Source organism: uncultured Microbacterium sp., from assembly GCF_947632095.1.
Taxonomy (GTDB): Bacteria; Actinomycetota; Actinomycetes; order Actinomycetales; family Microbacteriaceae; genus Microbacterium.
Genome location: NZ_CANROA010000051.1, coordinates 1 through 12,514 on the forward strand (window position 1 = coordinate 1; position 12,514 = coordinate 12,514).

Here is a 12,514-nt window from a genome sequence, read left to right on the forward strand (position 1 = left end):
TGCAGCTGATCGCTGCTGACCTCGTAGAGGAACTCCGCACCGCGCTTGTGATCCGTCACGGTCCCCGGAAGGTACCCGACGACGATCCTCACCTGCATGTCGAGCGACTGCGCCATCAGGGCGAAGGCCCCGGCGAAGTGGATGCAGTACCCCTCCCGCTCGTCGAGGAAGGCGACGACGGCATCTGTTCCGGTGCCATCGAATCCGCGCTCGACGGGAGCATCCAAGGAGTAGGAGAAGTCGCTGCGGAACCAGCTCTGCAACGCGAGCGCCCGATCGTAATCGTTCGTGGCATCCGCGGTGACGGTGCGGGCGCTCTCGCCGATCACCGCAGGCAGATCGGCTGCGGCGCCACCGGCCGGAACGGGAGTGGCCGTCGCTGCCTGGATCTGCTCCTTCGTCGGCTGGACGCTGCGCGAGGTGACCGTGTAGTCCTGGTCCGCGGCATCCGCCGTCTCGGAGTACAGCGTGCGGTTCTCCGGGATGATCTCCCATGCGGAGCCGACGCCGATGATCTTCGTCGCCGCATAGGGGACGGGCAGCCAGGAGCTCGACAGATTGTTGACCTTCACCGATGTGCGCTGCTGCGGGGCATCGAGGTCATCCGACCACTCGGTGCCGCCGAAACCGTCCGAAAGCGGCTGACGATCGAGGTCGTCGGGCTCCCACGTCTCGCCGTCGAAGGACGACAGCGTCGCCACACGCAGATACGGCGCCGTCGTGGCCCTGGTCGCGACGGTCATGACGGTGAACGGGTCAGGGCGGCGCAGATCATCGCCCAGGCGGAGAGAGGCATTCACCTGCGCGGAGACGCCCGCGCCCGCCCACGTCGTGGAGACCGGCATGACCGGAGCGAACACGAGCGTCGCGACGATCGACGCCGCCCCGATCCCGATCGTCATGATGATCGACGCGCGCCGCGGCGCACCCGAGGAGCGGCGAGCGGTGCGGCGCAGGAGGAAGAAGGCCAGAAGCGCGAGCAGCACGAACCAGGGCACGTTCGCCTCGGCGCCGGAGATGATCATCGGCAGAGACCCGACGATGGCGGTCAGAACGATCGCGACGAGCGCCAGGTTCTGGGTGACGAGCTGCTCGAGCAGAATGGCGACGAGGGCGAAGGCGATCGCCAGCACCGCAGCGAGCGCGAACGTCGCCTCCAACGGCGCCTTCCCGTACACGATCTGGTCGGCGGCATCCCCGAGGTGCCGGGCCCAGGACCGGAGAGCAACGCCCGTGGGGATGAACCCGAACACCGCATCGCGCGGAACAGTCAGGAAAGTGACGGCGCCGATCGCGGCGACGAGCTCAACGCCGAGGGCGAACAATGCGCGATCCGGATGCCGCGCGGCGATCACCCTGGTGAGGAGCCCCGAACCCGTGACGACGATGATCACCACGACCGTGAACATCGACCAGCGCCCCGGTGAGATGACCGCGGTGTAGGGCCACAGCGCGATGAACCCGGCGGCCGCGGCCAAGAGCGCCGATCCGATCGCCGCTTCACGCCGGGCGCGGATCACACGGGCGCGCTGCACGGGCGAAGGCGCCACCATCACCGTGCGCCTCCCATGGTGAGGTGGGCGGGAACAGCGCTCGTCCAGGCCTCGGCGACGTCATCCCCGAGGAAGGCGGCCGACCAGCCGTGCATCTGCGCGCCGAGCACAGCCTCGGGTGAGGCATCCGTCGTCAGCAGGATCGGGCAGGATGCTCCGCCGGAGCGCAGCGCCCGAGCATCCGCCTCCTCGAGCGCTCCCGTGATGAGCACGAGGACACCCGGCGGGTTCTCGTCGAGCAGCGAGACGACATCGCGGCCCTCGCCGCGGGGAGAGACCATCGCGAGGGCGACGAGGAGTCCGTCGCGGTCGTCGTCGTGGCCTCGCAGGCAGCCGAGCGACGTCCCGCCGGTGTCCAGCACATCGACGCTGTACCCCTCCTGCGCGAGATGGAGGGCGATCGAGGCGCACGCCGAGACCGCGGCCTCGAACGCAGCATCCGGTTTCTCCGACGGCGTGCTCCATCGCGCGGCCGCGCGGTCGAGGATGACAACCGCGTCCGGACTCGACTCTTCCTCCTCCTGGCGCACCATCAGCTCGCCGCGGTGCGCGGTCGCCCGCCAATGGATGCGGCGCATCGAATCGCCGGGAAGATACTGCCGCGGCGACAGGTTGTCGCTTCCCGGTCCGAGGCGGCTGACGGATGTGCGCGCGTTCCCGCCGCCGGATCCGGTCGTCATGCCCATCGCGGGAAGGGGCACGACTTCGGGCACGACCGTCACGGTGCGGGTATCGCCGAAGTCCTGCACGCGCTGCGCGAGCCCGAACGGATCGACCGTGCGCAGCGACAGCGGGCCGATCGGCCAGACGCCGCGCCGTACACCGGTCACCGAATAGCGGATGCTCGTACCATTATCGGTCGGGAGCTCACCGCTCGTGTCTCCCGATACAGCCGGGGGCAGCCGGTCGTGCCAGATGCCGTGGGGCAGTCGCGCGGGGCGCAGATCGAAGCGAACGGCGACCGCGGATTCCTCACCGATCGCCAGCAGATCGGTCGAGATGCGCCGAGCGACCGCACCATCGCGCCGCGGCGCGCGGATAGCGAGCACGGCGGCGACGACGAGCGAGAAGAACAGCACCGCCAGATACAGCAGGATCGGTGCGGAGAGAACATTCGCCGCGATCGCGCAGACCACGCCGATGATGACAGCGGCGAGACCGCGGGGTGTCAGAGGACGCCGCCCGCGCATCGGTCAGACCCGCGCGCCCAGCGGAACGCGCACCCGCTCGACGATCTGCCGCAGAGTCGCCTCGACCGGCTGCGCCCCGGCGCGGTGAACCCCGCGCGCCGGCAGCAGACGGTGTGCGAAGACGGGGACGAGCAGGTCCGTGAGATCGTCCGGGATCACGAACTCCCGGCCATCGAGAGCCGCCCACACCTTCGCCGCGCGCACGAGCTGCAGCGTCGCACGCGGACTCGCCCCCAGGTGCAGACCCGGATCATTGCGGGTCGCCTGCGCGAGCGCCACGGCGTACTGCTCGACAGCGGGGGAGACGTGCACGGCACGCGCCCATGCGATCATCCCCATGATGTCCGCCGCGTCGATCACCGGGGTGAGCGCCGTGAGCGGGTTGACGTTGTCTCGCTGACGCAGCATCTGCGCCTCGGCCGCGGCATCCGGATATCCCATCGACAGGCGCATCATGAAGCGGTCGCGCTGGGCCTCGGGGAGGGCATAGGTGCCCTCCATCTCGAGCGGATTCTGCGTCGCGACGACGAGGAACGGATGCGGCAGCGCGTGGGTGCGGCCATCGACCGTCACCTGCCGCTCCTCCATCGCCTCCAGCAGCGCCGACTGCGTCTTCGGGGAGGACCGGTTGATCTCATCCGCGATGACGATCTGCGCGAAGATCGCGCCCGGCTTGAACTCGAAGTCACGATCGACGGGATTGTAGACGCTGACCCCCGTGACATCTCCTGGCAGCAGATCGGGGGTGAACTGGATACGGCGCACCGTCGCATCCGTGCTCGCGGCGAGAGCGCGGGCGAGCATCGTCTTGCCGACGCCGGGAACATCCTCGATCAGCAGGTGCCCCTCGGCGAGAAGACAGACCAGGGCGCCGCGCACCGCATCCGGTTTGCCATCGATGACCCGGGAGACGGATGCCAGGACCGCGCCCGCCCGTTCGCTGAAGCGTCGGGCGGTGAAGGGGATCTCGGCGGCGGGCATGTGCTCCCTCTCGTGCGGCGCTACGTCCTATTGATCGTACGGGGCGCCGGAGACGCGGACAACGCGGCGCGGATGCCGTCAGCTCCAGGAACTCGTGCGGCGCGAGGCGGCCGGCCGCCACCCATCGGCCGCGTGCGCGGCGGTGAGCAGGGCGAGTCCGCGCGTGCCGTCGAGCTCGTGGAGGGAGCAGGGGCCGACAGCGTCGCGCCAGTGCGCGTGCAGACGTTCGGCATCGCCGCGGCGACGGCCGATGATGCGCGGCACTGCCAGGAGCGTCCGGCCCGGGGAGAGGCGGTCGGCGAGATCGGCGAACGGTGAGCGCGAACCGCGTCCGGAACGATCGACGCGCAACAGGAAACGCGGCGTGACGACCGGGCCGAACAGCTCCTCGAGCGCATCGGCGAGCATACGGCGATCGGGGCCCGACCCGCCGACCTCGATGCGCACCGCACCGGGGGCATCGGCGTGCACCACGATCTCGTCCTCCACGAATGCGCCCGTGCGCCCCGACTCGTGCAGGGCGCGCGCGAGGGCGATCGCAGCCCGGCGGTAGAAGTCTCCCGGGTGCCGACGATCGCGCAGCGCACGGCCCAGAGCGAGAACGCCGACCGAGGCGGCCGCGATCGCCCCCGCGCCCAGCGCGACGCCCGCGAACACCGCCGCATCGATCGACGCATCCTGCGCCATGAAAACGCCCTGCGCCACAGCGGCGCCCGCCGCCGTCACCGCGAAACCGCCCAGCGCATCCGCGCTCGCCGCAGGAGCAGTGCGCAGCACCGGCGCTGACCGCGGGGCGCGGCGGGCGAGGACGACCTCGCGCTCACGGAACGCGAAGGGCGACCCGACCCGCCACGCGGCACGTGCCTGAGCGCGGGTGGGTCGCGCCGCGGCAGCCAGCGCGTTCACCGCATCGACCGTTGACGCGGGGTCCTTCGCGACCACGGCGTCGACAGCATCCTGCGCAGATCCCGGCAGGGCATGACCGAGCCCGGTGACGATCTCGGGCGGATCATCCACGCTCACACCCCACAGGTGAGCGTGCCGTCGTCGCAGCCGCGTGACCTCTGCAGTGTCCGCGAGCTCGACCTCCGGCGGCAGCACACAGCACACCGACCAGTTGTGCGCCACCTTCTCCGGCCAGGACGAATCCAGGCGCAACGTGCGCCCGCGCAGCTGCTGCGTCGATGCGGCGGTCGTGACGGTCGTCAGGTCGATCAGCGTGTTCACCGCGGGGCAGTCCCACCCCTCGCCCAGCAGCCCCCGCGTGCTCACGAGAGCCCGGACCTCGCCGCGGTCGATGAGGTCGGAGACCGCGCGGACGACAGTGCCGCCCCTCACGGATGCCCCGGCCACGTTCAGTTCCGCGGTGCCGTCAGGGGCGGCGGTCGTGCTCACTGCAACCCCGAGCGACTCCTCGAGTGCAGTCGCGATACGGGCGGCATCCACGGAACGCGTGCGCAGGATCTGTCCCGTCAGAAGCACGGGGGACAGCGACGCCGTGATCTGATCGGCGGCGAGCATCCGGAAGACCCGTTCCGCGCCCGCGGCGGCGGGCCCCCACTCGCCGTTGTGGTTCCCGTGCTCGACGAAATCCGTCACGACGACGGCCCGGAGCCGATCGCCGTCGGCGGAGGACATCTCCTCGCGGAGGATGCGCACGGCCGTGTGATCCTTCGCCGCCGAATGCGCCAGGGTCGATTCGACCGCATTCCGTCCGCGCCGGATGCCGCTGTCGGACAGGCGGTATCCGAGATCGGCGAGCGAGCGGCGCACATACTCCCACTCGTTGCGCGCTGCAGGATCGGACAGCAGACGATCCTGCGCGAAACGCGACAGGGCGATGAGGAGGTCATCGCTCGTGCAGCGGGGCCGGAGGGCTTCAGGAATGACGCCCGCGAGCGGATGCTCGGGCACCAACTCGAGAAGCACCGCGGCGCACGTCCGAGCGAGGGCGAAATCCTCGGCGAGCGCGCGCTCGAAGCGGATCGACGACTCTTCGCCCTCCGTGCCGGGAGGCTGCACGCGATCGTGAAGATAACGAAGGCCCTCCGGCGTCGACAGAACGCGCAGGAGCAGCTCATCCAGCAGCGCCTCATGCCTGCGCAGGAAGGCGAGCTCGGCATCCGTCGGCTCCGTGAACATCACATGATCGCGGTACGGGGCGAGATGCCCCTCCTTCACGACCGCGGGCGTCGGCACCTCGTAGTCGACATCGCCGAGGAGCTGCGTGTAGTTGTCGTACTCGGTGCGGTCATCGGGGGAGGGGAGCGTCGCGGTCAGGCCGATCACGAGCGGGTCGATGCCCCGCTCGCGCAGACGCGCCACGAGGTAGGCGACAACGAGCGCCCAATGATCCAGCAGATGGTGGCACTCGTCGAGGACGATCGTGCGGATGCCGTGTTCCACGAGCTCGTCGATGCGGGCGACCGCACGCGGATGCAGCACGCGCGCGATGAGGTCCGGGCGCTCCTTCGTGAAGCGCGAACGCAGCGTGCGAACGCGCCGGCGAATGCCGGAGCGGTACTGCTTCGGATTGTCGACCGCGAGTTCGGCGAGGGCCGTGGCCGCTGCGGATTCCGAGCGATCGGCAGCGAGCTCCTCCACCCAGATCGCCCGGGCCAGATCCTCGAACGGCGAACCATCGCCCGTCACACTGAGCATCTGGTAGGTCAGTGCCGTCAGATCCGCCTGCCGAGACGGATCATCCGCCACCGCATCGCCGTCACCGGCGAGCGCACGGGCGGCATCCGCCCACTGCTCCCGGATCACGACGGTCGGCGAGAGAACCAGGGAGCGGTGCCCCTCACGCACGGCGAGCAGCAGACCCAGCAGCGTCTTGCCCGACCCCGGCGGCGCGACGATGTGCAATGGATCGTCAGAACCGATCGGCAGGCGGGAGAGCGCTTCGGTCTGGTATGTGCGCAGAGTTCCGGAAAAAATGCCACCGCAGCAGGGGCTTCGTGCTCACGGATGCTCGCTTCATATCTCGGTCCGGTGCGGGGATGTCCCGATGCGGCGGCCGCGGTCGGAGCACCCCCTCGTCTCGGGTAGACTAGAACACGGCTCTCCGCGTGGCAGCATCCAGGCCAATTCCCCCAGGACGGAAACGTAGCAAGGGTAACCGGGCTCTGCTGGGTGCGCGGAGAGTCTTTTCTTTTGTCCGGGAACAGACCCGATGCGAGGATCGAGGCGTGGCAGCATCCGCTTCTCCTCCCGGCCCAGCCCGGCCGAGCCCCTTCCTGAGGTTCGCATCGCCCGTGGCGCTTCTCGCCCTGATGTGGGCGATCCAGATCGCGGATGCCGTGCTCCCCGGCTCGTTCACCGGATTCGGGCTGCGATCCTGGGACCTCGGAAGCCTCGTCGGCATCGTGCTGGGGCCGCTGCTGCACTCCGGCTGGCCGCACCTGATCGCGAACAGCCTGCCGTTCCTGGTGCTCGGATGCCTCGTCGCGATCGAGGGCGCCCGCCGCTTCTGGGCGGTCACCGCCGTGGTCGTGCTCATCGGCGGTGCGGGAACATGGCTCGTCAACGCCCCCGGAACCCTGACGGTCGGCGCATCCGGCCTCGTCTTCGGATACTTCGCCTACGTCGTCGTGCGCGTGATCTCGCCGCGACCCATCCAGCACCGCATCGCCTACGCGATCATCGCGATCATCGTGATCGTGCTCTACGGCGGCTCCGTGCTCACCGGCATCATCGGCGTGCCGTCCGGGGTCTCCTGGCAGGCGCACCTGTTCGGCGGCATCGGCGGCGGCGTCGCAGCGCTACTGGGCGCGAAGCGCGGGCCCGGCGCGGAGCCCGCGCGCGGCTGAGGCGGGATCGACCGCCCAGGTCGGGGTGACACGATGGGTGGATGAGCACTCGATCGGCGACAGGCGCAGCATCGCGCGCCCGGCGTCGGCGAACCGTCACGCGACGCCCGATGTCGAAGCGACGGCTCGTGACGCGGCGCAAGCGACCGGCATCCGCCGCGGCGATCCGGCGTCGGCGAGCGGCGCGGCGCAGGCGCGTGCTCCGTCGTCTGCGGATCGCGGGCATCGTCACGGCGGGCGTCGTCGCGGCATCGCTGCTCGTGCTGATTCCGGCCGCACTGTCCCACGACCCTGTGCCGATCTGCGCCGCGAAGCCCGCGACCTATCCCGATGAGGGGATCGCCGGCTGGTCGGGGGAGCAGCTCGAGAACGCCGCGGCCATCATGCGGGCCGGCGATGAAGCGGGCTTCGAACGGGACGGCCAGATCCTCGCGGTCATGACGGCGATGGGCGAGAGCAGCCTGCGCAACATCGACTACGGGGACTGGGAGGCCGCGGGCATCACCAACCCGGACGGTTCGCGCACGAGCAGCATCGGGCTGTTCCAGCAGCAGTCCTGGTGGGGCAGCGTCGAGCAGCGAATGGACCCGCAGGGTGCGGCATCCCTCTTCTACGCGCGTCTGGGACGGCTGGCGGGATGGCAGGACATGGAACCGACGATCGCGATCCACCGCGTGCAGATCAACAGCGACCCGCAGCACTACGCACGCTTCGGATCGGATGCCGCGGCCGTCGTCGATGCGCTCTCGGGGGAGTGCGCAGCGGAGGAGGAACTCGAGGCGCGAAAGAGCTGAACGCATATTCCCGGACGGCGGGGAACATGCTGTCTGCGGTCGGGCGTAGGCTGGCCGCGTGGCTCGTAGTATCTACATCACCTCGGCCGAAGGCCATTCCGGAAAGTCCACCATTGCTCTGGGCGTTCTCGACGCGCTCATGCGCGTGACGCCGCGAGTGGGGGTGTTCCGTCCCATCGCCCGTTCGTCGGCCGAGCGCGACTATGTGCTCGAACTGATGCTCGCCCACGACGGCGTGCAACTCGACTACGAGGACTGCGTCGGCGTCACCTACGACGAGGTCCGTGATGATCCCGATCGCGCGCTGTCGACGATCGTCTCCCGCTTCAAAGCCGTCGAAGCGCAGTGCGACTCCGTCGTGATCATCGGCAGCGACTACACGGATGTCGCGAGCCCCGCCGAACTCGGCTTCAACGCGCGGGTCGCGGCGAACCTGGGCGCTCCGGTGCTGCTGGTGCTCGGCGGACGCGACCAGCACGGCGGAGCCGAGCAGCTCGGAACCTCGACGGCGCGGAGCGCTGCCGCGGTCGGGCAGATCGCCGCACTCGCGCTCGCCGAGCTCGACGAAGAACGCGCGGAGCTCTTCGCCGTCATCGTCAACCGCGCCGACCCCGATGCGCTGCAGCCGGCGATCGATGCGGTGCGCGCCGCGCACCATGAGACCACCCCGGTCTGGGCGATCCCCGAGGACCGCACGCTCGTTGCCCCCTCCATCCGTGGCATCCTCTCCGCCGTCGATGGCCGCCTCGTCGCGGGCGACCCCGATCTGCTCACCCGCGAGGCTCTCAGCGTTGTCGTCGCCGGGATGTCGATGGTCAACGTGCTGCCCCGGCTCACGGAAGACGCCGTCGTCGTCGTTCCGGCCGATCGCACCGAGGTGCTGCTGGCGCTACTCCTCGCCGATGCCTCGGGCACGTTCCCCTCGATCGCCGGGATCATCCTCAACGGCCCCTTCCCGCTCCCGGCCGACATCGTGCGCCTGATCGACGGACTCGAATCGGCCGTGCCGATCATCGCCACCGACCACGGCACATACGACACCGCGGTGCGCGTCATGGGGGCCCGCGGCCGGCTCGCCGCCGACTCCCGGCACCGCTATGATCGGGCGCTCGCGCTCTTCCAGAAGAATGTCGACATCAACGAGCTGAGCATCGAGCTCGGGCTCGCCGAATCGACGGTCGTCACACCGCTCATGTTCGAATACGGACTGATCGAGCGCGCCCGCGCAGATCGTAAGCGGATCGTGCTCCCCGAGGGCGACGACGACCGGATCCTGCGTGCTGCGGCGACCCTCATCGCGCGGGACGTCGCGGACCTCGTCATCCTCGGCGACGCCGATGCGATCACCTCGCGCGCCACAGAACTCGGCATCGACGTCGCCGCGGCGGAGATCATCAGCCCGAACAACGCCGAGTACGTGGCCCGCTTCGCCGAGGAATACGCGCGGCTGCGCGCTCACAAGGGCGTCACCGTCGCGCAGGCCGCCGACACCATCACCGACGTGTCGTACTTCGGCACGATGATGGTGCACCTCGGGCTCGCCGACGGCATGGTCTCGGGCGCCGCGCACACCACCGCGCACACGATCCGGCCGTCGTTCGAGATCATCAAGACGCGCCCCGATGTGGATGTGGTCTCCAGCGTCTTCCTCATGGCGCTCGCCGACCGGGTTCTCGTCTACGGCGACTGCGCCGTGATCCCGGATCCGACCAGCGCGCAGCTCGCCGACATCGCCGTCTCCTCGGCGGAGACGGCCCGGAAGTTCGGCATCGACCCGCGCGTGGCGATGCTGTCCTACTCCACGGGGGAGTCCGGTTCCGGAGCCGACGTCGACAAGGTGCGGGAAGCCACCGCCCTGGTGCGTGAGCGCGCCCCCGAGCTGCTCGTCGAGGGACCGATCCAGTACGACGCCGCGGCCGATGCCGCCGTCGCGCAGACGAAGCTGCCCGATTCGGCCGTGGCGGGTCGTGCGACCGTGTTCGTATTCCCCGATCTGAACACCGGGAACAACACCTACAAGGCCGTGCAGCGCTCGGCCGGTGCTGTCGCGATGGGGCCGGTTCTGCAGGGCCTCAACAAGCCGATCAACGATCTGTCGCGCGGTGCGCTCGTCGAAGACATCGTCAACACGGTCGCGATCACCGCGATTCAGGCGCAGGGAGGGGTGGCATGAGCGTCGTGCTCGTTATCAACAGCGGCTCGTCGTCGCTGAAGTACAGCCTGATGGACATGGAGCGCGAGGTGCCCCTCGCCGAGGGGCTCATCGAGCGCATCGGTCAGGACATCGGCGAGATCACCCACACCGTGCGCCGCATCGCCGAGCCGGGGGAACCCGCGCCCACCGTGCTCGACACCCAGCACCGCAGCGAGCGGCGCATCGCCGATCACGACGAGGCGATGGCCGTGATGCTCGAGCAGTTCGCCGAGCACGGACCACGGCTGGCGGAGCATCCGCCGGTCGCCGTCGGCCACCGCGTCGTGCACGGCGGGGCGCGCTTCTTCGCGCCCACGCTCATCGACGATCTCATCGAGATCAACATCGAAGACCTCTCCGTGCTCGCCCCGCTGCACAATCCCGGCGCCGTCGCCGGCATCCGGGCCGGACGGCGCAGCTTCGCCGATGTGCCGCATGTCGCGGTCTTCGACACCGCTTTCCACCAGACCCTGCCGCCGGCGGCGTACACGTACGCGGTCGAGCGGAGCGTCGCCCAGCGGCATCGCATCCGCCGGTACGGCTTCCACGGGACGAGTCACAAGTACGTCTCCGAACAGGCGGCGCTGTTCCTGGGCCGGCCGCTCGGCGAGCTGAAGCAACTGGTGTTCCACCTCGGCAACGGCGCCTCGGTCACGGCCGTCGACGGCGGGCGTTCGGTCGAGACCTCGATGGGCATGACACCGCTCGAGGGACTCGTGATGGGCACGCGCTCGGGCGATGTCGACCCGGCCGTCGTGCTGCATCTGAGCCGGGTCGCGCAGATGACGACCCGCGAGATCGACGAGCTGTTGAACAAGCGCAGCGGCCTTCTGGGGCTCGCGGACCGCGCTGACATGCGCGACATCCTCGAGGGCGTCGAGAAGAACGATCCGCGGGCGAAGCTGGCCTTCGACGTCTACATCCATCGGCTGCGCGCTTACGCCGGGGCGTTCATCGCGCAGCTGGGCGGCGTCGACGTCATCTCGTTCACGGCCGGGGTGGGCGAGAACGCGGTGCGCGTGCGCGCGGAGGCTCTGGCGACCCTGGGCTTCCTCGGTGTGGAGATCGATGCCGAGCGCAACGCGGCGAGGGCTCCGGGCATCCGCCGGATCTCCTCCGATGCGTCACGCGTCGAGGTGCTCGTGATCCCGACGAACGAAGAGCTCGAGATCGCCCGACAGGCAGAGGGAATGGCATGAGGATCATCGTCTTCGGAGCCACGGGCGGCGTCGGCAGGCAGGTCGTGCGTCGTGCCCGGGAAGCGGGGCATGACGTCACGGCGTTCGTCCGAAGCCCCGAGAAGGTCACCGATCGTGAGGGGATCCGCATCGTGCAGGGCGATGCCTTCGACGCGGATGCCGTCGCCGCGGCGATCGCGGGCCAGGACGCGGCGGTCTCCTGCCTGTCGTCCTCGGCGCCGATGAAGCCCTCCGACGAGATCACGACAATGGTGGGGAACATCGTCGACGGCATGCGCACGTCGGGCGTCGAGCGCATCGCGTACTGCGCTTCGCTCGGTGTCGACGGCGAGCTCACCGGTCTCATCGGCCGTGGCATCCAGTGGATGCTGCGGCATCCGCTCGCTGATCACCGCGCGGCGCTCGACCGCATCGACTCGGCAGGCCTCGACCGGACAATCGCGCGCCCGTCATCGCTGAACGACAAGGAATTCGCCCCCTACGTCGAGGCGTTCGACGGGGCGCCGGAGTCGAACAAGCCGATCCCGCGGGCATCGGTCGCCGACTTCCTCGTCAAAGCGCTCGAACAGCCCGATGCCTACCGCGGAGCATCCGTGGGTCTGGCGGCGCGCGGGGCCTGAGGGTTACCCCGTCGACGGGCCGCGGCTACGCTGGCTGGCAGGCACGCTGAGGTGTCGCTCCGCTACGAGCCGATGGGAGTACAGAGTGTCCTCGACCCTGCCCGACCTGCGCCGCGCCGAAGGCGTGCTCTTCGACCTGGACGGCGTGCTGACTCCGACCGCCGAGGTGCA

At 69.7% G+C, this 12,514-nt stretch carries 9 protein-coding genes and 1 other RNA gene; 6 read left to right on the plus strand and 4 right to left on the minus strand.

Features of this window, described 5'->3' with window-relative positions:
• From Q0Z66_RS10655 to Q0Z66_RS10670, 4 genes are all read right to left on the minus strand, one after another.
• Positions 1-1,553, minus strand: a 1,553-nt coding sequence (locus tag Q0Z66_RS10655; protein WP_298040924.1) for a DUF3488 and transglutaminase-like domain-containing protein, incomplete at its 3' end; no start/stop codon positions are given.
• Entirely contained in the window at positions 1,553-2,743 is a 1,191-nt protein-coding gene (locus Q0Z66_RS10660; RefSeq protein WP_298040926.1) for a DUF58 domain-containing protein, read from the minus strand. The genes Q0Z66_RS10660 and Q0Z66_RS10655, both read right to left, overlap by 1 nt.
• A gap of 3 nt (positions 2,744-2,746) precedes the next feature.
• On the minus strand, positions 2,747-3,724 hold the full coding sequence (locus Q0Z66_RS10665; protein WP_298040928.1) for a MoxR family ATPase: 978 nt from the start codon (positions 3,722-3,724) through the stop codon (positions 2,747-2,749).
• A gap of 78 nt (positions 3,725-3,802) precedes the next feature.
• Positions 3,803-6,592 carry a hypothetical protein gene (locus Q0Z66_RS10670; protein WP_366938990.1) on the minus strand — a complete coding sequence of 930 codons (2,790 nt, stop codon included), beginning with the start codon at positions 6,590-6,592 and terminating at the stop codon, positions 3,803-3,805.
• Positions 6,593-6,782: 190 nt separating this feature from the next.
• Here Q0Z66_RS10670 and ffs point away from each other — a divergent pair.
• From ffs to Q0Z66_RS10700, 6 genes are all read left to right on the plus strand, one after another.
• Positions 6,783-6,879: signal recognition particle sRNA small type (ffs, locus tag Q0Z66_RS10675), an RNA gene on the plus strand.
• Positions 6,880-6,981: 102 nt separating this feature from the next.
• On the plus strand, positions 6,982-7,536 hold the full coding sequence (locus Q0Z66_RS10680) for a rhomboid family intramembrane serine protease (protein WP_298040930.1): 555 nt from the start codon (positions 6,982-6,984) through the stop codon (positions 7,534-7,536).
• Between the two features lie 41 nt (positions 7,537-7,577).
• Positions 7,578-8,330, plus strand: coding sequence for a hypothetical protein (locus Q0Z66_RS10685; RefSeq protein WP_298040932.1), 753 nt, complete (start codon positions 7,578-7,580; stop codon positions 8,328-8,330).
• Positions 8,331-8,388: 58 nt separating this feature from the next.
• Positions 8,389-10,503, plus strand: a complete 2,115-nt coding sequence (gene pta / locus Q0Z66_RS10690) for a phosphate acetyltransferase (RefSeq protein WP_298040934.1) — start codon at positions 8,389-8,391, stop codon at positions 10,501-10,503.
• Entirely contained in the window at positions 10,500-11,723 is a 1,224-nt protein-coding gene (locus tag Q0Z66_RS10695) for an acetate kinase (protein WP_298040936.1), read from the plus strand. Before pta ends, Q0Z66_RS10695 begins: the two co-directional genes overlap by 4 nt.
• Positions 11,720-12,343: an NAD(P)-dependent oxidoreductase gene (locus Q0Z66_RS10700; RefSeq protein ID WP_298040938.1), complete on the plus strand. Its 624-nt coding sequence runs from the start codon at positions 11,720-11,722 to the stop codon at positions 12,341-12,343. Before Q0Z66_RS10695 ends, Q0Z66_RS10700 begins: the two co-directional genes overlap by 4 nt.
• The last annotated feature ends 171 nt before the right edge of the window (positions 12,344-12,514 follow it).

What these genes read in the sequence shown, in the direction of transcription:
- Q0Z66_RS10685 (WP_298040932.1), top strand. Translation starts at nt 7,578, where the DNA reads ATGAGCACTCGATCGGCGACAGGCGCAGCATCGCGCGCCCGGCGTCGG.
- Q0Z66_RS10660 (WP_298040926.1), bottom strand. Translation starts at nt 2,743, where the DNA reads ATGCGCGGGCGGCGTCCTCTGACACCCCGCGGTCTCGCCGCTGTCATC.
- Q0Z66_RS10695 (WP_298040936.1), top strand. Translation starts at nt 10,500, where the DNA reads ATGAGCGTCGTGCTCGTTATCAACAGCGGCTCGTCGTCGCTGAAGTAC.
- Q0Z66_RS10665 (WP_298040928.1), bottom strand. Translation starts at nt 3,724, where the DNA reads ATGCCCGCCGCCGAGATCCCCTTCACCGCCCGACGCTTCAGCGAACGG.
- Q0Z66_RS10700 (WP_298040938.1), top strand. Translation starts at nt 11,720, where the DNA reads ATGAGGATCATCGTCTTCGGAGCCACGGGCGGCGTCGGCAGGCAGGTC.